The organism is Streptomyces sp. NPDC002835 (genome assembly GCF_053591995.1).
In genome coordinates, this window is record NZ_JBSFUW010000009.1 from 210,260 (window position 1) to 228,705 (window position 18,446).

Annotated in this window: 29 protein-coding genes and 1 tRNA gene; 20 read left to right on the forward strand and 10 right to left on the reverse strand. The window is 70.8% G+C overall.

The genetic code is table 11. From position 1 onward, the window contains the following. Positions 1-81 precede the first annotated feature (81 nt). Positions 82-738, forward strand: a complete 657-nt coding sequence (locus ACWD01_RS13015; protein ID WP_451161029.1) for an SDR family oxidoreductase — start codon at positions 82-84, stop codon at positions 736-738. Between the two features lie 108 nt (positions 739-846). Beyond that, positions 847-1,356, forward strand: a complete 510-nt coding sequence (locus tag ACWD01_RS13020; RefSeq protein ID WP_451161031.1) for a GyrI-like domain-containing protein — start codon at positions 847-849, stop codon at positions 1,354-1,356. A gap of 100 nt (positions 1,357-1,456) precedes the next feature. On the opposite strand, the gene ACWD01_RS13025 is transcribed toward ACWD01_RS13020, so the two are convergent. Then, positions 1,457-1,538, reverse strand: a tRNA-Tyr gene (locus ACWD01_RS13025). A gap of 194 nt (positions 1,539-1,732) precedes the next feature. On the opposite strand from ACWD01_RS13025, the gene ACWD01_RS13030 reads away from it, so the two are divergent. Beyond that, complete coding sequence (locus ACWD01_RS13030) at positions 1,733-2,221, forward strand: YajQ family cyclic di-GMP-binding protein (protein WP_356898622.1); 489 nt, start codon at positions 1,733-1,735, stop codon at positions 2,219-2,221. A 19-nt stretch (positions 2,222-2,240) separates the two neighbouring features. On the opposite strand, the gene ACWD01_RS13035 is transcribed toward ACWD01_RS13030, so the two are convergent. Beyond that, complete coding sequence (locus ACWD01_RS13035) at positions 2,241-3,572, reverse strand: tyrosine-type recombinase/integrase (RefSeq protein WP_451161033.1); 1,332 nt, start codon at positions 3,570-3,572, stop codon at positions 2,241-2,243. After that, positions 3,565-4,401, reverse strand: a complete 837-nt coding sequence (locus tag ACWD01_RS13040) for a helix-turn-helix domain-containing protein (RefSeq protein WP_451161035.1) — start codon at positions 4,399-4,401, stop codon at positions 3,565-3,567. Before ACWD01_RS13040 ends, ACWD01_RS13035 begins: the two co-directional genes overlap by 8 nt. On the opposite strand from ACWD01_RS13040, the gene ACWD01_RS13045 reads away from it, so the two are divergent. The 15 genes from ACWD01_RS13045 (at position 4,400) to ACWD01_RS13115 (ending at position 13,530) form a co-directional block, all read left to right on the forward strand. Next, the gene (locus ACWD01_RS13045) at positions 4,400-4,618 is read left to right on the forward strand and encodes a helix-turn-helix transcriptional regulator (RefSeq protein WP_451161037.1); all 219 of its coding nucleotides are present in this window, start codon (positions 4,400-4,402) and stop codon (positions 4,616-4,618) included. The two genes, ACWD01_RS13040 and ACWD01_RS13045, sit on opposite strands and share 2 nt — an antisense overlap. A 121-nt stretch (positions 4,619-4,739) precedes the next feature. After that, on the forward strand, positions 4,740-5,096 hold the full coding sequence (locus tag ACWD01_RS13050) for a hypothetical protein (RefSeq protein ID WP_451161039.1): 357 nt from the start codon (positions 4,740-4,742) through the stop codon (positions 5,094-5,096). 581 nt (positions 5,097-5,677) lie between these two features. Continuing rightward, positions 5,678-5,938, forward strand: coding sequence for a hypothetical protein (locus ACWD01_RS13055; protein WP_451161041.1), 261 nt, complete (start codon positions 5,678-5,680; stop codon positions 5,936-5,938). Further along, positions 5,938-6,666, forward strand: coding sequence for an ATP-binding protein (locus ACWD01_RS13060; RefSeq protein WP_451161043.1), 729 nt, complete (start codon positions 5,938-5,940; stop codon positions 6,664-6,666). The genes ACWD01_RS13055 and ACWD01_RS13060 overlap by 1 nt, the downstream gene beginning before the upstream one ends. After that, positions 6,663-7,115 carry a hypothetical protein gene (locus ACWD01_RS13065; protein WP_451161045.1) on the forward strand — a complete coding sequence of 151 codons (453 nt, stop codon included), beginning with the start codon at positions 6,663-6,665 and terminating at the stop codon, positions 7,113-7,115. Before ACWD01_RS13060 ends, ACWD01_RS13065 begins: the two co-directional genes overlap by 4 nt. Further along, positions 7,112-7,420 (forward strand): hypothetical protein, encoded by a 309-nt coding sequence (locus ACWD01_RS13070; protein ID WP_451161047.1) that lies wholly within the window; start codon positions 7,112-7,114, stop codon positions 7,418-7,420. Before ACWD01_RS13065 ends, ACWD01_RS13070 begins: the two co-directional genes overlap by 4 nt. Before the next feature lie 383 nt (positions 7,421-7,803). Beyond that, positions 7,804-8,052, forward strand: coding sequence for a hypothetical protein (locus ACWD01_RS13075; RefSeq protein WP_451161049.1), 249 nt, complete (start codon positions 7,804-7,806; stop codon positions 8,050-8,052). Then, the gene (locus ACWD01_RS13080; protein WP_451161051.1) at positions 8,042-8,800 is read left to right on the forward strand and encodes a hypothetical protein; all 759 of its coding nucleotides are present in this window, start codon (positions 8,042-8,044) and stop codon (positions 8,798-8,800) included. Before ACWD01_RS13075 ends, ACWD01_RS13080 begins: the two co-directional genes overlap by 11 nt. A gap of 15 nt (positions 8,801-8,815) precedes the next feature. Continuing rightward, positions 8,816-10,885: a phage tail protein gene (locus tag ACWD01_RS13085; protein ID WP_451161053.1), complete on the forward strand. Its 2,070-nt coding sequence runs from the start codon at positions 8,816-8,818 to the stop codon at positions 10,883-10,885. A gap of 5 nt (positions 10,886-10,890) precedes the next feature. Then, positions 10,891-11,217 carry a DUF6303 family protein gene (locus tag ACWD01_RS13090; RefSeq protein ID WP_451161055.1) on the forward strand — a complete coding sequence of 109 codons (327 nt, stop codon included), beginning with the start codon at positions 10,891-10,893 and terminating at the stop codon, positions 11,215-11,217. Positions 11,218-11,329: 112 nt separating this feature from the next. Next, positions 11,330-12,562 carry a helix-turn-helix domain-containing protein gene (locus tag ACWD01_RS13095; protein ID WP_451161057.1) on the forward strand — a complete coding sequence of 411 codons (1,233 nt, stop codon included), beginning with the start codon at positions 11,330-11,332 and terminating at the stop codon, positions 12,560-12,562. Between the two features lie 156 nt (positions 12,563-12,718). After that, the gene (locus ACWD01_RS13100) at positions 12,719-12,892 is read left to right on the forward strand and encodes a hypothetical protein (RefSeq protein WP_451161059.1); all 174 of its coding nucleotides are present in this window, start codon (positions 12,719-12,721) and stop codon (positions 12,890-12,892) included. Next, on the forward strand, positions 12,892-13,173 hold the full coding sequence (locus tag ACWD01_RS13105) for a DUF7848 domain-containing protein (RefSeq protein ID WP_451161061.1): 282 nt from the start codon (positions 12,892-12,894) through the stop codon (positions 13,171-13,173). The genes ACWD01_RS13100 and ACWD01_RS13105 overlap by 1 nt, the downstream gene beginning before the upstream one ends. Further along, positions 13,166-13,375, forward strand: coding sequence for a hypothetical protein (locus ACWD01_RS13110; RefSeq protein WP_451161063.1), 210 nt, complete (start codon positions 13,166-13,168; stop codon positions 13,373-13,375). Before ACWD01_RS13105 ends, ACWD01_RS13110 begins: the two co-directional genes overlap by 8 nt. Continuing rightward, positions 13,372-13,530: a hypothetical protein gene (locus ACWD01_RS13115; RefSeq protein ID WP_451161065.1), complete on the forward strand. Its 159-nt coding sequence runs from the start codon at positions 13,372-13,374 to the stop codon at positions 13,528-13,530. The genes ACWD01_RS13110 and ACWD01_RS13115 overlap by 4 nt, the downstream gene beginning before the upstream one ends. 414 nt (positions 13,531-13,944) lie before the next feature. On the opposite strand, the gene ACWD01_RS13120 is transcribed toward ACWD01_RS13115, so the two are convergent. Genes ACWD01_RS13120 through ACWD01_RS13145 form a run of 6 tightly spaced genes read right to left on the reverse strand, consistent with a single transcriptional unit; the run spans position 13,945 to position 16,422 of the window. Further along, positions 13,945-14,346 (reverse strand): hypothetical protein, encoded by a 402-nt coding sequence (locus ACWD01_RS13120; RefSeq protein ID WP_451161067.1) that lies wholly within the window; start codon positions 14,344-14,346, stop codon positions 13,945-13,947. Further along, on the reverse strand, positions 14,343-14,858 hold the full coding sequence (locus ACWD01_RS13125) for a hypothetical protein (protein WP_451161069.1): 516 nt from the start codon (positions 14,856-14,858) through the stop codon (positions 14,343-14,345). Before ACWD01_RS13125 ends, ACWD01_RS13120 begins: the two co-directional genes overlap by 4 nt. A gap of 10 nt (positions 14,859-14,868) precedes the next feature. Next, positions 14,869-15,027 (reverse strand): hypothetical protein, encoded by a 159-nt coding sequence (locus ACWD01_RS13130; RefSeq protein ID WP_451161071.1) that lies wholly within the window; start codon positions 15,025-15,027, stop codon positions 14,869-14,871. Beyond that, entirely contained in the window at positions 15,027-15,797 is a 771-nt protein-coding gene (locus ACWD01_RS13135) for a hypothetical protein (protein ID WP_451161073.1), read from the reverse strand. Before ACWD01_RS13135 ends, ACWD01_RS13130 begins: the two co-directional genes overlap by 1 nt. Further along, a complete protein-coding gene (locus tag ACWD01_RS13140) occupies positions 15,794-16,147 on the reverse strand; it encodes a DUF6907 domain-containing protein (protein WP_451161075.1) in 354 nt (117 codons plus the stop codon). The genes ACWD01_RS13135 and ACWD01_RS13140 overlap by 4 nt, the downstream gene beginning before the upstream one ends. Continuing rightward, on the reverse strand, positions 16,144-16,422 hold the full coding sequence (locus tag ACWD01_RS13145; RefSeq protein WP_451161077.1) for a hypothetical protein: 279 nt from the start codon (positions 16,420-16,422) through the stop codon (positions 16,144-16,146). Before ACWD01_RS13145 ends, ACWD01_RS13140 begins: the two co-directional genes overlap by 4 nt. A gap of 485 nt (positions 16,423-16,907) precedes the next feature. On the opposite strand from ACWD01_RS13145, the gene ACWD01_RS13150 reads away from it, so the two are divergent. Continuing rightward, positions 16,908-17,414, forward strand: a complete 507-nt coding sequence (locus ACWD01_RS13150; protein ID WP_451161079.1) for a methylated-DNA--[protein]-cysteine S-methyltransferase — start codon at positions 16,908-16,910, stop codon at positions 17,412-17,414. Positions 17,415-17,427: 13 nt separating this feature from the next. Next, complete coding sequence (locus ACWD01_RS13155) at positions 17,428-18,081, forward strand: alpha-ketoglutarate-dependent dioxygenase AlkB family protein (RefSeq protein ID WP_451161081.1); 654 nt, start codon at positions 17,428-17,430, stop codon at positions 18,079-18,081. A gap of 76 nt (positions 18,082-18,157) precedes the next feature. On the opposite strand, the gene ACWD01_RS13160 is transcribed toward ACWD01_RS13155, so the two are convergent. Continuing rightward, positions 18,158-18,427: a GlsB/YeaQ/YmgE family stress response membrane protein gene (locus ACWD01_RS13160; RefSeq protein WP_451161083.1), complete on the reverse strand. Its 270-nt coding sequence runs from the start codon at positions 18,425-18,427 to the stop codon at positions 18,158-18,160. Positions 18,428-18,446: the final 19 nt, after the last annotated feature.

The following is an 18,446-nucleotide window of genomic DNA, read 5'->3' on the forward strand; positions in this document are numbered from 1 at the left end:
GCGAGGCAGCCGGACGACTATTCGGCGACTGGCGCACGACTGTCTGAGCGGGAAGCGGGCTTCGGACGTACGGTCGTAGACATGCGCATTGTCATCGCTGGTGGACATGGTCAGATCGCTCTGCGTCTCGAACGGCTGCTCTCCGCGGCCGGCCACGAGGTCGCCGGGATCATCCGCAACCGCGACCAGGGCGACGACCTGCGCGCGGCCGGAGCCGAACCGGTGCCACTCGATCTGGAAACGGCGTCCGTGGAAGAGGTCGCGGCCGTGCTGCAGGGCGCGGGCGCCGCGGTGTTCGCCGCCGGAGCCGGCCCGGGCAGCGGCACCGAACGCAAGGACACCGTCGACCGCGGCGCGGCGGTGCTCTTCGCCGACGCGGCCGAACGGGCGCGCGTACGGCGCTACATCGTCATCTCGTCGATGGGCGCGGACGCCGCACACGAGGGCGACGACGTCTTCGACGTGTACCTGCGGGCCAAGGGCGCCGCCGACGACTACGTACGCGGCAAGAGCAGCCTCGACTGGACCGTTCTGCGGCCGGGTCAGCTCACGAACGACGCGGGCAAGGGCCTGGTGCGCCTGGCGGCGTCGACGGGACGCGGACCGGTGCCGCGGGACGATGTGGCGGCGGTGCTCGCGGAGATGATCGAGACACCGGCCACGGCGGGGCTGACGCTGGAGCTGATCAGCGGCTCGACACCGGTCAGCGTGGCGGTGAAGGACGTCGCGGGCAACTGAAGCCGCGGGGGCGCGGCGGGGCGGGCTCGACGCGGCGCGTCGATGCCGCTGGCGATCCCCTGCGCCCGCAGGGTTCTTGAGGGCATCCGGGCATGAGGTGATGAGGTCATGAGCAATCACGCACAGCAGGTCCTGCCGGTGGTCGTGGAGCGCGAGGAGCGGCTCTACGCGTACATCCGCGGCTCGGTACGGATGGACGCCTTCGCCCTGATCGCCGACCGGCTGCCCGAACTCGTCAACTGGCTGGCGGGCAGGGGCGCGGAGCTCGCGGGGGCACCGTTCTTCCGCTACAACACCGTCGACCTGGACGGGGAGTCGGTGGTCGAGGCCGGCGTGCCCGTGATGGTGGCGCCGGAGCCGGAGGGCGACATCGGCGTGGCCGTCCTGCCCCCGGGCCGCTACGCGACCGTCATCCACTCCGGCCACCCCGCCCGGCTCGTCGACGCGGTCACCGCGCTGCGCGAGTGGGCGGCGCGGGAGGGGCGGGAGTGGGACATGACCGTCGTCGACGGCGTGGAGCACTGGGCGTGCCGGACCGAGTCGTATCTGACCGACCCGCGGGTGGAGCCGGACATGTCGAAATGGCGGGTCGAGCTCGCCTTCCGCCTGGCCGACTGACGGCGACGCGACGCCGAAGGGCCGGCGAGCTTTCCACGTCAGGGCATACGACGATGGCCCCCGGTCTGCGTTTCCGCAGATCAGGGGCCATCACTTCGCGTGGCGGCGCCAGGATTCGAACCTGGGTAGGCTAAGCCGACGGATTTACAGTCCGCTCCCATTGGCCACTCGGGCACACCGCCATGGGATGTCGCCGGTGGAGGGGCCGCTGGGGGCCGTGCTCCGTGGCAACGACGTAAACGATACCTGATGTGCAGGGGTGCTTCGCCACCGGATTGATCAGCGCCTGGGGCGGGCGGGGGTGGCTAGGCTTGGCCGAGCGGTACGGGGTGTCCCGGCCGCGCCTCCACGCACCCGATACAAGGAGCCACAGGACATGGCCGACTCCAGTTTCGACATCGTCTCGAAGGTCGAGCGGCAGGAGGTCGACAACGCCCTCAACCAGGCCGCGAAGGAGATCTCCCAGCGCTACGACTTCAAGAACGTCGGTGCCTCGATCTCCTGGTCCGGCGAGAAGATCCTGATGCAGGCGAACTCCGAGGACCGCGTCAACGCGATCCTGGACGTCTTCCAGAGCAAGCTGGTGAAGCGCGGCATCTCGCTGAAGGCGCTGGACACCGGCGAGCCGCAGCTCTCCGGCAAGGAGTACAAGATCTTCGCCTCGATCGAGGAGGGCATCTCGCAGGAGAACGCCAAGAAGGTGGCGAAGATCATCCGTGACGAGGGCCCGAAGGGCGTCAAGGCGCAGGTCCAGGGCGACGAGCTGCGCGTCAGCTCGAAGAGCCGCGACGATCTGCAGGCCGTGCAGGCGCTGCTCAAGGGGCAGGACTTCGACTTCGCGCTGCAGTTCGTGAACTACCGCTGAGCAGAGCCGCTGACCTGCGCTAGCGGGAAACGATCTTCTTCGGAGGGCACAACGCGGGCACATCGCCGAGGACCGCCTCTACTGCGGCTCGCGTCGTGTCTTCCTCATCGGGCCACAGGTGCGTGTACGTATCGAGCGTGATCGAAGGCTTCGCGTGGCCCAGGCGACGCTGAACCGTCTTCACGCTCTCCCGGTGCTTGATCAACGCTGAGGCGTAGAAGTGCCTCAGGTCGTGCATGCTCGCGCCCTCTGGCACGCGCACGCGCGCGGGCTCCCTTCCGTCCGGTCGGCCGAGGCGTACCCACTGCTCGTACGCCTCGGCATACGCCGCATCGAGGAGCTTGTTCGCGTTCGCCTCGGTGCGCTCCCAGACGTGAGCCCAGTTGCCGCGCCGTAGCGACTCGCGCCGATCGCTGGTGAACAGCAGCTGGGCTTTGCGCCGGCGCGGCTTGCGCGGGTCCGTCCGGTCCTCGATGTCCACCGGCACGGCCGGGAAGCGCTGAAGGTGCGCGGCCAGGGCGTCGACCGCTGAACCGACCAGCGGCACGGTTCGGTAGCTCTCGTGCGTTTTCGGCTCGCCGAGGTACGGCTCCCCTGCCTCAGGGCCGATGAGCTGCTGCCGCACCGTGACCTCGCGCCGCAGGAAGTCGATGCAGTCGACCTCCAGCCCGAACAGCTCGCCCTGCCGCAGCCCAGACGCCGCCGCCAGCAGGTTCAGCGCCCGGTATCGCTCGGGGGAGGCGTCGATCAGGGCCCGTACGGCGGAGGCGTGCAGAGGGACGATCTCCACCTTCCGCACGTCCGGAACCTTGAGACCGGTGCACGGGTTGATTGCGATGATCCGGTCGCGTACGGCCGTGCCGCAGATGGTGACCAGGTAGGCGTAGGTCACGCGCAGGGTGGATGGGGCGAGGTGCTGCGCCCGGTCCTTGATCCACGCCTGGATCTCGCTCGGGCGGATGCTGACCATCGGCCGGTCGCCGAAGGTCGGGTAGATGTGGATCCGCAGTGCGCGCTCAACACGGGAGGCGGTGCCGTCGCGGTGCACGGCGTTCGTGCGCCAGCGTTCGCCGATCGAGCGGAGGCTCTCCTTGCCGGCCGCCGGGTCGACGTACAGCCCGCGGGCAAGGTCGGCCTCGATCGTGGCCGCGCGGGTGTCGGCCTGGCTGCGCTTGGCGAAGTTCTCCTTCTGCTGCTCGCCCGCAGCATCGCGCCAACGGACCTGCCAGCGCTTGCCCTTGCCGTGGTCCGCGCTGGGCACGAGCGGGCGTGTCTTGGTGCTGTGCTCGGTGCAGAGCTCGGCATCCTTCGACGGCCGGGACAGGTGCCAGCGATCGTAGACGCTAGCCATCCGCAGCCTCCCCAAGCCCAAGGAACCTGCGCACCTCTGGCCTCAGCGCGTAGTTGCGCTCCTTCACCAGCTCGGTGATGCGCGACCCCACAGGAGGCGGGCAAACCCCGGCAACCACCAACGCCCGGAGGGCGTCAAGCACCTGCTCGACTGCGTCTTCGTACAGCCGGCGCGCCGTGCGTGCCTTGTCGGAGCCAGGTTCACGCAGCTCCATTTCGAGCTTGCGGTCGTACCACTCCTGCTCGCTCTGGAGCGCGTCCTGGTACCGCCGCACGTTGTCCATGAGGCTCACCGAGTCGTGCCAGTGGCTGCTGGTGCCGCGGTCCTTCTGCTCTTGGGACAACAGCGTTCGCCCCGTGAGCCAGGAGGCGTACGTGTACCAGTCAACGACGTACGTAGGTGTCACCGCGACCTGATCGCCTTCGGCGGAGAGCCGACCGCCCGTGTGCTCTTCCGAGAGCGGAAGAAGCAGGCCGGCCACGGGCACCCCGAGCGCAGTGGAGAGCGCCATCAGTTCGTCCACTGTGACCTCGCGAGGTCGTCTTTCCGCAGCGGGCTTCTGGCCACGTTCGATGTTGGCCAGGGACGACTGGGTAAGTCTGGTCGCGCCGACCCGTGCGCACTCTTCGGCCAGGCGCCGGACGCTCCACCCCCGCGCCTGTCGATAACGGCGCACCTGCTCGGCCACCACGGCCCCTACATTCACCACCGATTCGGTCACAGCGACAAAAGTACGCGGCGCATTGACAGAAGTCCAGCAGTAGCGGCAAGCTATGCACAGTTCGGTCACACCGACCGAATCCTGTGTCTGATTGACGGAGATCCGCATGACGCGCGTATCCCTTCCGAAGCCCGCGCCCGCTGTAGCGCGTCGCCCCCTGGCCACTCCGCACGAGATCGCCGAGTACTGCGGCGTTCCCATCGCCACCGTCTACGCGTGGTCCAGCCGAGGGAACGGCCCGAAGCTCATCAAGGTCGGCCGGCACCTGCGGGCGCGCTGGGACGACATCGAGAAGTGGCTCGACGCCCAGACCATCGCCGCATGAGAACGGCCCCCAGCTGGCGCGCCAACGCCGTGCTGAGGGCCTGAAGCCCCATCCATCGCTGAACAGCCGAACGGCGGCGCGGGCCCTACACCCGTTGCGCCGCCGTCGAAAGGAACTCCAGATGCAGAGTGCCACGATCGCCCCGGAGATCGCCACCGCACGAACCGGCCACCTGCCGTACGTCGTCGCTCAGGCCTCTCCCGCCGACCAGCTGCCCGTCGACCCCGCGGCCCTCCTGCTCCTCTCCGGAGCCGCGCAGGACGCCACCGCAGTCACCCCGCGCGAGCATGCCACCGCCGCACTCGACACCTTCACCGGCCAGGCCGTCATCGCCCTGCGCGCCCTGGCCCTCGAGCACCAGGCCGCCGGACGCGACGTCCGCCAGGAGCTCCTGGACGACGCAGGCCTCTTCGGCGCCATCGGCGAGGCCATCGAGGACGCGCTCAACACCGTGATGCGGGAGTACCCGCGCGCGTGACCGACCGCACCGAACCCGAAGCGCCCCGGCAGCACGCCGGGGCCTCCGGGCTGCCCTCTCCTGAAGGACGGACGCCGATGCCTGGCCGCCTGGAGTACGAGCGCGCGATTCGGCGCAGTGACCTGCCGCCGCCGTCGCGCCACCTCGCACTCACCATCGCGACGTGGGCGGACATGAACACCGGTGCCATCCCTGACCGCTTCCAGCCGTCGCTGGGCACGCTGGTGGACGCGACCGGCCTCGCTCGCGCCACCGTGCGCACACACCTTGATCGGCTTGAAGACGGGAAGTGGCTGGAGCGGCACCGGCCAGACGAGGTCAAAGCACGTACCGAGCACGCGCGTACCCGCTACGTGCTGATCATCCCGCCAGAGGCTAGGGCAGGAGATACCCCAGACCTAGGGCAAGAGCTGCCCCAGCCTAGGGCAGCAGATGCCCCAGCCAAGGGCAGGAGATCCCCTAGCCCTAGGGCAGGAGCTGCCCCCAAGAGTCCCCGGCAGTCCCGGAAGTCCCCCAAGTCCCAGGAAGTAGCCAAGGCAGCGGGCAAGCCCGCCACCCGAGCAACCTCCGCGCCCGACGCCATGCCGATCGAAGACCGCATGTACGCCTGGGCCGCCGCCAAGGGCCTCGACCGCCCCCGCGTCGACCGCGAACACGAACGCTTCCTCGACCACCACCGCGCCAAGGGCTCCACCTTCAAGGACTGGGGAGCCGCCTGGCGCACCTGGATGAGCCGCGCACTCGACTACGCGCCGCGCTCCCAGGCCGCTACCGGCGGGCACCAACCCCGCCCCCAGCGCATCCCCGATTCCGCATACCACGACGAAGGGCAACGATTCTGATGCCCGAGCCCATCACCCTCGACGGCACGAAGGCCATGGCCCGCATGCAACAGGCCCTCGCCGCACGCGGCCTGAACCACATCACCGCAGGCCCGATCAACGACAACCCCACCCCCGACGAACCCGGCCACCCCGAGTACCACCGCCGCCAACGCGTCGCCGTGGCCCTCGCCCGCCTGGAGACCGCCACACCAAAGCGGTACCGGCAGGCCACCGTCAGCCACCCCGACGTCATCGCCTGGGCAGACCGCGTCATCGAAGACCACGACACCGCCGGCGCCCTCCTCCTCTTCGGCGACGTCGGCACCGGCAAGACCCACCAGGCGTACGGCGCTCTCCGCCGCATCGCCGAAGCCGGACTCACGCGCTACTCGCTGATCGCCACCACGGCCGCCGACATGCACGGCAACCTCCGGGTACACCCCAGCGACCCCCAGCACGACATCGAGCACGAACTCCGCCGCTACTGCCGCGTCCCACTGCTGTTCCTGGACGACATCGACGTGTTCAAAGAGTCCGAGACCACCGAGCAGAACATGTTCCGGCTCCTGAACGAGCGCTACAACGAGTGCCGCCCGCTGATCATGACGAGCAACCTCCTGGTGCGCGACCCCAGCGGCAGCCGAGACCTCGCCACGGTCCTGGGCGAACGGATCACGTCACGCCTGTCGCAGATCGCCACCGTCGTGCCGATCAGCGGCCCTGACCGGCGCCCGGAGTTCCGATGACAGACACCTGCCCCCGGTGCCTCACCAGCACCGAGCCCCAGCCCCCGGCAGACGACCCCCAGCGGTACGTCTGCGGGGCCTGCGGCCACTCCTGGGCCACCAGCCGCACCTACAACCTCCAAGAGCCCTACGCCACCTACGACGACCCCGACGCCTGGGAAGCCCACGACCCCCCGCCTTCGCAGCACCGCGAACCCGGCAACTGGTGGGACGACCCCCACGCTTCGGACCCCGCCGAACCCGACACCGACACCCAGCTGGTCGCCGCCATCCTCGCCCGACAGCCCGCCTACGAGATCACCCTCACCCGCCTCGACACCACGCCGGTGGACCAGTGCACGCGTCGCGCACACGCGCGCGAGACACACCCAGCCTCCGCCGGGGGAACCGGTTCCCTGCCGATTTCGGCCCTTCGCGCGCGAGACACACCCCCTGGAGCCCTCGCATGATCCTGAACGACACCCAACTCCGCTGGCACTCCCGAGTCGTCAGCCTCGCCCGCAAGTCCGGATGGTCCGTCTTCGAACCGCAGCTCACCCGCAGCCTCAAGCAGCACGACCCGTCGATGGTCCTCACCAAGGGATCGCGGCTCCTGGTGGTGTGGCTGCGGACCGGCCGCCCCCGAGCCGACCGCCGGCCTCCCGTGGACCGGTACGCGACTGGTGTCGAGACGTACCTGTGGTACCCGTCCGATGAGGCGCAGATGGCTCTGGCTCTGACTGGTCTGGATGCGGGCGATGGTGACGGCTGCTGACGGGCCGCGGGTCCTCGAGGACGGGTCGGTAGCCATCCCGGCCCGCCTCGCCGCAAGCGTGCACGGCGCCCTCACGCTCGGCTTCGGCGAATGGACACGGATCAACCCGGCCGGCCTCACCCCAGAGGCCCGCACGCTTCTGGCCTGCCTCCGCACAGCCGCCGAACACCCCGCCCCGCCCGCCACTTCCTCCGAAGGAAGCCCACTCGCCCCAACTGCCACGCTCGGAGCGAGTGATGTGGCACGGGTCCTCAACTGCTCCAGGCGTTGGGCGACCCACCTCCTGGCGTCCGGCCGGCTCGAGGCATGGCGAGTCGGCCGGACGTGGGCGACCACCGCCGCAGCGCTCGACAGCTTCCGCTACGGACGCCAGGAGGGCCCCCATGGGATCGCAGGACCAACACCGCCGGCCTGACCTTTTCGGTGCCGTCAGCGCCGACCAGGCCGCCAAGCAGCAACTCGCCGCAGACAAGGCCGCCCCCGAGCGCCAGGCCCGCGAACAGCAACTCGCCGCAGACGCCGCCCTGCACGGCACCCCCGCCTGGGACGCGCTGAGCCCCGCCCGCCAGCAGCTGGTCGCCGCCCAGGCCCTCCGCACGGCCCGCACCGCAGGGGGCAACGATGCAGCCTGACCTCATCGCCACCGCCCAGCGCGAGCTCGCCGACGCTCAGCAGGTCCTCGCCGCTCTCCAGGAGCGCGTACGCGAAGGCGACACCGACATCACGCCCGACCAGCTCGCCGCACAGCGCGAGCTCATCGGCTTCGCAGAACTCCGTGTCGAGGCCGCGCACCGCAAGCACGCAGCCGAGACCACGGCCGACCGCGAACGCCGCGCACAGGCCGCTGCACAGGCCGGCCGCGACCTCCTGGCCGCCGACGACACCCAGCCCATCATCGACGCCGTACGCGCCGCAGCCGACGCCCTGCGGCACCTCGTGAAGGTCGCGGCCGACCGCAACGCCGCGATCGGCGACGCGGCCCAGGACCTCGTGGCCATCAACGCAGAGCTGAAGAACGCCACAGCCGACGATCACTCGTGGCCCATCGACCAGTTCGGCGTGCGAGCCATGACGTCGCCGGCCTCCGTCATCGTCCTGGGCGAAGGCAGTACGCGCGCCGTGTACCCCGGACGCCTGGCCGCCGCCGCCCTCCACCTTGCGCTGACCGGCGACAAGCCCGAGCAGGAGCACGCCCGCAAGTTCATGAGCGGACTCCCGAACCAGGTAATCGCCCGGATCGGAGAGGACATCCCCGGCCTGGCCGACGCACTGCGGCTCACCCCCGAGGAGTGGGAGGCCGCCACCCCGGAGCAGCGTCGCGAGCTCACGGCCCAGGAGCGGCGTCCCGTCGACACCAGCCCGGCCCCGGCCGACCAGTAACCGGAGGCACGGCCCATGGCACTCAACATCGGCGAACTCGTCGCTTCCCTGCGCGCGGACGACTCAGGATTCCGGCGCGGCCTCAGCAACGCGGAACGGACCCTGGCCGGGTTCACCCGCGACGCCACGGGACAGCTCAGGGACATGCACGGCCGGTTCGTGTCCCAGTCGAACGCCATGGGCCGCGCCCTCGGTGGCGCCCTCTCCCGCGGCGCCACCGCCGCCGTCGACGTCCTGAAGCGCATCGGCCCCGCCGCTGCCGGCATCGGCGTAGGCGTACCCGTCGCAGCAGCCCTCACGGCCGCGCTCGGGGGCCTCGCAGCGGGCGCGGTCGCGGCCGGCATCGCCGTCAAGGCGTTCAGCCTGGCTGCCGGACCGCAGATGGAGGCAGTCAAGAACGTCGCCCAACTCGCCGCAGCAGCCGAGGAAGCAGCAGCCGAGGGGGGCGAGAAGGCCGCCGCGGCGCAGAAGGCGTACACCGACGCGCTGGGGAAGCTGCCTCCCGCGACACAGGCCACAGCGAAGGCGTTCGTCGGCCTGAAGAGCGACTACCAGGCATGGTCGGACGGTCTCAGCAGCACGACGATGCCCGTGTTCACCAAGGGCATTGAGATTCTGCGCAGCCTGCTGCCGACCCTCACGCCGTTCGTGAAGGCCGCTGCGGCGGCGCTGGGCGACATGCTGGACCGGGTCGCGGTCGGTGTGAAGTCCGCCAAGTTCAAGGAGTGGGCTGCCGACATGGCCGCTGCCTCCGGCACCGCGCTGAAGAACTTCATCACCGTGATCGGGAACCTCGGCAAGGGGTTCATGGGCCTGATGCAGGCATTCCTGCCCGCGTCCGCTGGCGTGACCGGCGGGCTGGTGTCCATGAGCGCCGCGTTCGCCGACTGGGGCACCTCGCTGAAGGGCTCCGAAGGCTTCGCCCAGTTCATCGACCTCGCGAAGGAGGGCGGACAGCTCATCGCCAGCCTCGCCAAGGCCGCGGTGAAGCTCGTCGTCGCCCTGGGCCCGCTGATCGGCATCTCCGCCCAGATCGCGCTGGCCTTCGCCGAGATCGTCAACGGCATCCCTACCCCGGTCCTGGCCGGCCTCGCCGCCGCCATCGCTACGGCCGTCGTGGCGATGAAGCTGTGGGCTGCGGCGCAGGCCCTGGTGGCCCTGCGGAACCGGATCTGGACCACGACCCAGTGGCAGCTGAACGCGTCGATGCTGGCCAACCCCGTGTTCCTGGTGATCGCCGCGATCGTCGCCCTGGTCGCGATCGTCGTCATCGCGTACCAGAAGTCGGAGACCTTCCGGGACATCGTCCAGGCCGTCTGGACGACCCTGAAGACGTGGATCAAGACCGCTGTCGATGCGATCGCCGCGACCATCGGCTGGTTCGCCGACCTGCCAGACAAGATCAGTGGATGGTTCCAGGACGCGAAGGACTGGGCCATCCGCAAGATGGCCGAGATGGTCGTGTGGCTGACCGGCCTGCCGGGCCGCGTCTGGTCCGCCATCTCGGGGCTCGGCTCCAAGCTGAGCGAGGCGGCGAGCAAGGGCTTCCAGAAATTCCGTGACGCGGCGGCCCGCAAGGTCGCCGGCTTCGTCGCCTGGGTGCGCGACATGCCGGGCCGGATCACCCGCGCCATCGGCAACATGGGCAGCCTGCTCTACAACAAGGGCCGCGACATCGTGCTGGGCCTGTGGAACGGCATCAAGGGCATGGGCGGCTGGCTGCGCGACACCCTGATGGGCTGGGCCCGCGATCTGATCCCCGGGCCGATCGCGAAGGCCCTCGGGATCTCCAGCCCCTCGCGCGTGATGGCGAAGCAGGTCGGCCGGTGGATTCCCGCTGGTGTCGTCGATGGCATCCAGGCCGGCTCACCAGCCGTAGACAAGGCCATGTCCAACCTTGCGACCACGCCCACGCCCGCCGCCATGGGCAGCGCCTCCGCAGGTCGTGACGGCCGCCAGAAGCCCATCCAGATCCGCATCGACTCAGCCGGAAGTCGGTTGGACGACCTGCTTGTCACGACGCTCCGCAGGTCGATTCGCATCGGCGGCGGCAACGTCCAGCTTTACCTGGGGCAAGGGAGATGACAACCGTGAACGGCATCGCCAACCCCTATGCCCTTGTGCACTGGTCGACAGAGGTCGCCTGCTGGCAGCTCCTGATCCTCACCGCCGACGATGAACCCGGACTGTTCCATGTGACATGGCCGGAGTGGCAGGTCCAGGACGGTCCGCCGACGCTGCTCATGCGCTATGACGCGCTGGCACAGCTGGGTTACGTGGTGATGGCCGGTGGTCCGGATGCATGGCGCCCGTTGCACGACGACGACGGAATGCCGATCCCCAGTGCCACATTCACCGCCGTGCGGCTGCTGGGCGCGGATGAGCTCACGGCCGAACCGTTGCCCGACCCGGCCTGAACGACGACCAGGCGCCCGGTCCCTCGAGGGCCGGCGCTCTGCTCTCCCCAAGCCCCCGCGTCCGCCCGTACGCTGCACAGGTAGGCCTTACGCCAGCGGAAGGGGCACAACCGTGGACATCCCCGAGGACCTCCCCATAGGGCAGCGCATCCGGCTCCTGCGCGAATCACGGGGCATGTCCCGCGACATGCTGGCCAGCATGTGCGGCCGCGGCTCCGACTGGCTGAAGAAGATCGAATCCGGCGAACGGCAGCTCCGCCAGCACACACTCATCCACCGCCTGGCCGCCGCCCTCCAGCTCTCCGACGCCTCCGTCATCACCGGCACCACCGACGTCGCGCAGCCCGTCCAGATCGGCCGCCTGAACCACCCAGCAATGCCCCCGATCTGGGACGCCGTGATGAACCGGCGCCTCACCATCGCCCCGCAGGCCGGCCCCATCGATGTCGCCGGCCTCCAAGGCCGCGCCGACCAGACATGGCAGCTCTGGCACACCTCCAGCAGCAACCGCACCGAAGTCCTCCAGCTGCTGCCCGCGCTCATCCGCCAGGCCGACACCGCCGTCCGCTCCCTCGACGGAGACGACCGTCGCGCCGCCCTGGTCGCCCAGTCGGACATCTACCGCCTGACGGGCCAGGCGACCGCGTACGTCGCTCCCGGAGAACTGGCCTGGGTCGTGGCCGACCGCGCCCTGGCCGCCGCTCAGGACGCCGACCAGCCCGCCGCCATAGCGGCCGCCGCCTGGAACATGGGCAACATCCTCCGCGAGACGTCGTATCCCGAAGAGGCCCTGCGCGTCGTCACCGAGGCCGCCGACCTCATCCGCCCCCACCTGGAGACCGCGCCGGACGACTGGCGCGGCATCTACGGCGCGCTCCAGCTGCATGCCGCCGTCACCTCCGCCCGCGACGGGCGCAAGGGCGAGGCATGGCGGTACTGGGGCGCCGGTGACCAGGTGGCCAAGAGCCTGCCGGCGCACTACGTCCACCCGTCGACCGTGTTCGGCCGCGCGAACGTCGACTTCCACCAGGTGTCCGTCGCCGTAGACCTCCACACCTCCCGCGAAGCCCTCTCCCTGGCCGACGACATCGACCCCGACGCCATGCCCTCTGTGGAGCGTCGCGCCCGCCTGTGGGTGGAAGTCGCCCGCGGGCACCTCCAGCGCGGCGACCACACAGCTGCGCTGCACGTCATGGCCCTGGCCCACGAGATCGGTGCCGAGACAGTCGAGTTCACCCCCTCCGCCCGTACTGCGGTGGCGGAGCTGTGGAAGCGCGCGCCCCGCGCCCTGCGCCCGGAGGCCGCCCGGCTCGCCGAGGAGATCGGTCTGCCCGAGGCCGGATAGGGGGACAGTCTGGGTAACGGGGACACTCTGTCCCCGTTACCCGTTGGTACTCCCCGTACGGTGACGGCCCGTCAACGGCCGCTCACACCAGGGGAGACCATGGTCGGCAAACACTGGCACGCCTCACCGCGCCCGAACGCAGCTCCGACAGGGGACGTGGACACCGGAGAGATCCGCGTGCCGCTGGAGATCTTCAGCCTCGACCGCTCCCAGGGCGACGTTGACCTGGTGCTCTCCCGGCTCGAGGCGGAGCACCTGCACGCGCACCTCTCGCGCCTGATGAACCCCTCGCGGCTCGTCGGGCAGCACCGTCCATCTGGGGTCCTGTGATGCGGCGCACGATCATCAGGGCCGCCGACTGGCACCTGGGCCTGGACACCACGGAGGGAGCCCCGCAGCAGCCGCTGCACGAAGCCGAGTGCACGACGTGCGGGGCCCGTTCGGGCGCGACGGAGGGGAAGCGGCTCCCGGCGGAGACGTGGGCCATCAAGCACACCGGAGAGAGGCCGGCGCACCGCTCCTTCCGCGCCACTGCCACCTCGTTCTGGCGCGTAACCCCGGCGCCCGGCAACCCCTACGCCGGCAGCGAGGCGGAGGTATCTCGTGGCTAGCACCCTGGCCTGCGCCCTCTGTCCCGAGACGACACCGCCGCCGGACGCAGTCATCGGCTACCGCCCGGCCGGGTCCGGCCCCGGCTGGCCGATCCTCGCGCACCTCGTCTGCGCCGCCCAGTCCGGCGCCGCCGTCGTGGGCGAGTGGACCAGCGAGGACACCGAGCAGCTGGCGCGCGCCTGGGCGGGAGGCGCACCGTGACAGCGCTGCAGATCTGTGTCCGCTGTGATCGGCCGATCATGGGCGAGGCGGAGACCGTGCCGCAGCTCTGGGCGACCAGCGGCGCCCGGCCGGATGACCACCGGCACAAGGCCGGCGACCCGGAGTGCCGCCCCCGAACCCAGCGCGACCCGTGATGCTCCTGGCCGTGGCCGCCGCCGATCGGTCGCGGCCGGGAACGCAGACGGCCCCCAGTGTCGAGGTCTGGGGGCCGTTGCTCGGTGGGCTGTGGCCCACGATAGACCGCGGCCGGTGGCGTGATGTGCATCCGCTGCTGGCCGCGTGCGGCTGGAGGTCCTGAGCACCGCCCGTGCGTGTGCCGGCCCCCAGGCCGCAGGAAGGCCCCGACCGATTCCGGTCGGGGCCTTTCCCGTACGCCGGGGCCGGGCCTGTGTGACGCAGGCCCGGCCCTCTGGTGATCACTTTACGGGTGCCCGCCTACTGAAAACCGTGGTCGCTTTCGCGGCATGGGCGGAGTGATCAATGTCCGCAGCCGGGCTTGCTCCACCAGCCGCAGACTTCGCAGTAGACGTACCCGAGGAGTCTGGCGATCATCGTTCGGTCACCTCCTCGCGCACTGGGTGCAGCGTGCACATAACCCCTTCCGGGCTGTGCACCACTCTCGCGACTTCGATGCGCTCACCTGCGTAAACGTCGCGGTTCGCGCCGCCGCGAAGCGGTGGGGGAGTGGCGGACGAATCGGACATCACCCAGGCCGCGTACAGCCAGAGGACCGGCACGGCGAACAAGACTGCCGGCGCCCGGTGAGCCAGCGTCCCGGCGAACCACGACGTCCCCAGCAGCAGCGCGGACCGGACAAGGAGAGGGCCGCAGCCGCCTGGAGAGATCCAGCCGCCCGCGCCGTGCAGCAGCAGGCCCGTCCCGAGCGCCACCCGGCGCCCGGCCGCCGCCATCCCGCGGCCGGCCGCGCGCAGCTGGTCGCGGGCGCTCACAGGAGACCCACGATCACGTCGCCCGCAGTGGACACCGCCGGGCTCAGCACATACCCGGCGATCCCGGCGACCCCGGAGGACAGTCCGAGGCAGATGCCCGAGACGACCGCGCGCAGGATCGTCCAGTTGAAGCCGCGCCGCTTACACCAGACGGCTACCAGGGCGACCGTGGCGACCACGACGAAGGCGTGCCCGCCCGCGGTGAGCGTCAGGTTCGACGTACGGGTGACTTCGGGGCTGTCGCCGCCGACGCCGTACTCCAGCACGGCGTCGCCGATCTCGGACGAGCCCCACAGTGAGTAGTCGGCCGCCAGCCCGGCGACGCCGCCAGCGGACAGGATCAGGACCATGCCGTACAGCCAGGCCGCGGTGAACGGCAGCAGCCGCAGCAGGTGCTTGGGCTTCCCGGCCTGCTTGGCGCCGGGCCACCAGGTGACGATCTCCCAGACGAGCAAGGACAGGCCGACGACGACGCCGCCCAGCGTGACGATGTTGTGCGGGGTGAAGTTCACGGAAGAGTCCTCAGTGCAGGAGGGAGGCGGCGAGGGCCGCGAGCGTGACGATGAGGGCGACCGTCCCGAGGACGGGCAACAGATACAGATCGCGGTCCCGGACCGGGCCCGCGAGGCGGAGCCCCACGAGCCCGATCACCAGCGCCGCGAGATAGAGCGGCAGGAACATCACGCCTCCGCGAGAGCGGCGCGGCGGACGCGGCGGCCGTAGGCGTCGCTCTTGCCGAGGCGTTGGCCGATCGCGGTTCCGGTCAGTTCCGGTTCGCGCCGCAGCCAGTTCCGGGCTTCGGCCACCTGGCGGTCGAACGTGGTGTTGCCGGTGTCCTCGGAGTCGGCGTCGGCCGCCGGGTCCGGAACCGGCGGAACCGGGCGCGGTCCGGCCGGTTCCGGTGCGGGTTCCGCCACGGCCAGCGCTTCATCCCAGTGCCGGGAAAGGACCTGGTCAGCTTCGGTTCCGGCGCGGGTTCCGGTCAGTTCCGCCAGCGGTGTCCACGGCCCGAGGACCGGCACGGGCGGGATCGCGTCGGCGGGCTCCGGTGCGCGCTCGACAGTGACCGCGGCCGGGAGAGGTTCCGCCGGTTCCGGTACCGGTTCCGGTTCCGGTGCCGCCTGGTGGAGCGGCTTCTCCCCGAGCTGGTGGACGCGCCACATGACGAGCGGGGCGATGGAGGACACGGCGACGATGAGCCACGGCTCCACCGTGAGCACGCCCGCCGCCAGGAGGTGCGAGGCGGAGTTCACCGCGATCAGGACCAGGACGACGATGAGGACGTCGCGCTTGGCCCGCAGGGCGCGCACGGCGTAGATGTCGAGCGCGGCCGGCACCCCGGCGGCAACGTAGGTGCCGAACCCGCAGGCGCGGGCGAGGTCGTATTCGGCGGAGGCGAGCACGACCAGGACGGCCCCGAGCGCTCCCCACAGAAGGTAGTCGCGCTTCACTCGCCCTCCCCCGCCGTGATGGTGGCGAGCTGGCGGGCGAGGTGCCGCAGGGTCGCGGCGTAGTCGACCAGGACCGCGGCGAGCTCATCGAGGCCGGCGGGCTCGAGGGCCTGGGTGAAGCCGCCGCACTGCACGCTCACCGCGACCGTGGGGACGGGCGCGAACGGGGACTGGGCGAGGGCGGCGACGGCCAGCTGGCGGCCGCGGAACACCGCGGTGTGCTCGGGGCCGGTGTGGAGGATGTCTCCGCGGAGGGCGGGCTCCTGGTCGTGTCCGAGGCACCAGGCCGGTTCGGTGAGCTGGACCAGGCCGTGATCGAGCGTCGGCACCGTGACGGTCGGCTCGTTCATCGGCCGGCCTCCGTCCGCGGGGCCCCGGCGGCGCGGTATCCGGTGGGCGGGTGCTCGGTAAGCCGGGCCTGGAGGTAGTCGGCGGACCATCCGGGGTCGTCGCCGCGCTCGAGGACGTTCTCCAAGGCGATCCGGGCGTGCATGACGCGGTCGGCGAGGACCTGGCCGTGCACCTCCCCGTCGCCGATGGTGGCCGGGTGCGGGATGGCGAGCGCTTCGAGGACGACGGCCAGGAGCTGGCGGAGCTCGCTGGCGGTCGGGGTACGGTCCTGCATGGGTCTGGACTCCTTGTCACAGAAGGATCTGGATCAAGGCGTCGTCCGGTGCTCCAACACCGGGCGGCGCCGCTGCGTCGGGGGACGCAGGAGGGGCGCGGCAACGGCAGGGCACTTCCAGGGCACAAGATGCCGAATAACGGTGATGAACGTTGACAATCACTGACAGTAGTTTCTGCACGTCAAACCCCCTTCCGGGCGTTCAGTGCAGGTCAGAGGATCAAGCGGTAAGTACGTGAACTACCGCTGACGTCTGCGGGCGCGCCGGGGGCTACCGGGGGCGGAGCGGTTGGTCCGCTCCGCCCCCGTCCCGTGCCCCGTTCGCCGGGCGGGGGCGGGCCGGGCAGAGCCGGGCAGGGCCAGGTCCGAGTCCGGCGGGCGACGTCCGAATTCCGCCAGCCTCGGCGGGGCCGGAGCCGCAGACTCGTAGGAGCGGGGCGGACGGAAGGCCCCGGCGCCCGACCATCGTGAGGAGCACGTGAGCCATGACGACCGTGTACGAGACCGTCGACAGCCCGCTCGGTGAGCTGCTGCTGGTCGGCCGGGCATCGACGACGGCCACGGGCGGCACCGCGCTGGCCTCCCTCTCCCTGCCCGGCCAGAAGGGCGGGGCCGTCGTCCAGGACGGCTGGCGCCGCGATCCCGACGCCTTCGCGGAGATCGGACGCCAGCTCGCGGCGTACTTCGCCGGACGGCTGACCCGTTTCGACATCGAGTACGCCGATGCCGGCACGCCGTTCCAGCGCGGCGTCTGGCGGGCGGTCGAGGACATCCCCTACGGGCGGACGACCACCTACCGGGAGATCGCCGAGGCCGTCGGCACCTCCGCGGTGGGTGTACGGGCCGTGGGGACGGCGATCGGGCGCAATCCGCTGCTCGTCGTGCGGCCCTGCCACCGGGTGATCGGCGCGGACGGCGCGCTGCGGGGGTACGCGGCCGGCCTGGAGTCCAAGGCCCGGCTCCTCGGACTGGAGGGGGCGCTGGTGCCGTGAGGGAGGCGGCCTGATGAGCGGAGCACTGTTTCCACGGGAGCGGGCCGTCGTCGCCCCGGGTGCGGTGCATGTGCCCGGCTGGCTGCCGGGCGAGCGCCGGCGGGAGCTGGTGGACGCGTGCCGTGAGTGGGCGCGCGGGCCGGTGCCGATCCGGCACACGGTGCTGCCCGGCGGCGGTGTGATGTCGGTGCGGACGGTGTGCGTGGGCTGGCACTGGCAGCCGTACCGATACTCCCGTACGGCGGACGACGTGAACGGTGCGCCCGTCGCCGCGTTTCCCGAGTGGCTGGCGGAACTGGGACGCGAGGCGCTGGTCGAGGCGTACGGCGAGCATCAGGGTTACGCCCCCGACACTGCGCTGATCAACTTCTACGACGGCGCGGCCCGGATGGGGATGCACCAGGACAAGGAGGAGCGGTCCGCGGCGCCGGTCGTCTCGTTGAGCATCGGCGACTCGTGTGTGTTCCGCTTCGGCAACACCGAGACCAGGGGCCGCCCGTACACGGATGTGGAGCTGGCGTCCGGTGACCTGTTCGTCTTCGGTGGCGCCTCCCGCCTCGCGTATCACGGCGTGACGAAGGTGCTTCCCGGTACGGGTGACCCGGCGGCCGGGTTGGGCGGCGGCCGGCTGAACATCACGCTGCGGGAGACCGGGCTGACGGGCTGACGCGGACTGCCCCTGTCCGGTCGGACACCCGGCCCGGCCTGGCCTCGCCCGCTCCGCCCGGCCCGGCCCCGCCCGGTCAGCGTGAGCGGGAGTGACCGAACAGGATCCGGTAGGCGATCAGCAGGACGAGCGCGCCGCCGATGGCCGCCAGCCAAGTCGGCCCGTCGTAGAACTGGTTGGCGATCTCGCGGTCCAGATAGCGTGACGATATCCAGCCGCCGATGGCCGCCCCGGCGACGCCGATCAGAGTGGTGCCGACCAGGCCACCCGGGTCGCGCCCCGGCAGCAGGATCTTGGCTATGGCCCCGGCCAGCAGCCCGAGAACGATCCAGCCGATGATGGTCATGCCGTGAACCTGCCTTTCG

Excerpts from the sequence above, each read along its gene's own strand:
- ACWD01_RS13015 (WP_451161029.1), top strand. The coding sequence starts at position 82 with ATGCGCATTGTCATCGCTGGTGGACATGGTCAGATCGCTCTGCGTCTC.
- ACWD01_RS13020 (WP_451161031.1), top strand. The coding sequence starts at position 847 with ATGAGCAATCACGCACAGCAGGTCCTGCCGGTGGTCGTGGAGCGCGAG.
- ACWD01_RS13030 (WP_356898622.1), top strand. The coding sequence starts at position 1,733 with ATGGCCGACTCCAGTTTCGACATCGTCTCGAAGGTCGAGCGGCAGGAG.
- ACWD01_RS13035 (WP_451161033.1), bottom strand. The coding sequence starts at position 3,572 with ATGGCTAGCGTCTACGATCGCTGGCACCTGTCCCGGCCGTCGAAGGAT.
- ACWD01_RS13045 (WP_451161037.1), top strand. The coding sequence starts at position 4,400 with ATGACGCGCGTATCCCTTCCGAAGCCCGCGCCCGCTGTAGCGCGTCGC.
- ACWD01_RS13040 (WP_451161035.1), bottom strand. The coding sequence starts at position 4,401 with ATGCGGATCTCCGTCAATCAGACACAGGATTCGGTCGGTGTGACCGAA.
- ACWD01_RS13050 (WP_451161039.1), top strand. The coding sequence starts at position 4,740 with ATGCAGAGTGCCACGATCGCCCCGGAGATCGCCACCGCACGAACCGGC.
- ACWD01_RS13055 (WP_451161041.1), top strand. The coding sequence starts at position 5,678 with ATGCCGATCGAAGACCGCATGTACGCCTGGGCCGCCGCCAAGGGCCTC.
- ACWD01_RS13060 (WP_451161043.1), top strand. The coding sequence starts at position 5,938 with ATGCCCGAGCCCATCACCCTCGACGGCACGAAGGCCATGGCCCGCATG.
- ACWD01_RS13065 (WP_451161045.1), top strand. The coding sequence starts at position 6,663 with ATGACAGACACCTGCCCCCGGTGCCTCACCAGCACCGAGCCCCAGCCC.
- ACWD01_RS13070 (WP_451161047.1), top strand. The coding sequence starts at position 7,112 with ATGATCCTGAACGACACCCAACTCCGCTGGCACTCCCGAGTCGTCAGC.
- ACWD01_RS13075 (WP_451161049.1), top strand. The coding sequence starts at position 7,804 with ATGGGATCGCAGGACCAACACCGCCGGCCTGACCTTTTCGGTGCCGTC.
- ACWD01_RS13080 (WP_451161051.1), top strand. The coding sequence starts at position 8,042 with ATGCAGCCTGACCTCATCGCCACCGCCCAGCGCGAGCTCGCCGACGCT.
- ACWD01_RS13085 (WP_451161053.1), top strand. The coding sequence starts at position 8,816 with ATGGCACTCAACATCGGCGAACTCGTCGCTTCCCTGCGCGCGGACGAC.
- ACWD01_RS13105 (WP_451161061.1), top strand. The coding sequence starts at position 12,892 with ATGCGGCGCACGATCATCAGGGCCGCCGACTGGCACCTGGGCCTGGAC.
- ACWD01_RS13130 (WP_451161071.1), bottom strand. The coding sequence starts at position 15,027 with ATGTTCCTGCCGCTCTATCTCGCGGCGCTGGTGATCGGGCTCGTGGGG.
- ACWD01_RS13140 (WP_451161075.1), bottom strand. The coding sequence starts at position 16,147 with ATGAACGAGCCGACCGTCACGGTGCCGACGCTCGATCACGGCCTGGTC.
- ACWD01_RS13145 (WP_451161077.1), bottom strand. The coding sequence starts at position 16,422 with ATGCAGGACCGTACCCCGACCGCCAGCGAGCTCCGCCAGCTCCTGGCC.
- ACWD01_RS13150 (WP_451161079.1), top strand. The coding sequence starts at position 16,908 with ATGACGACCGTGTACGAGACCGTCGACAGCCCGCTCGGTGAGCTGCTG.
- ACWD01_RS13155 (WP_451161081.1), top strand. The coding sequence starts at position 17,428 with ATGAGCGGAGCACTGTTTCCACGGGAGCGGGCCGTCGTCGCCCCGGGT.
- ACWD01_RS13160 (WP_451161083.1), bottom strand. The coding sequence starts at position 18,427 with ATGACCATCATCGGCTGGATCGTTCTCGGGCTGCTGGCCGGGGCCATA.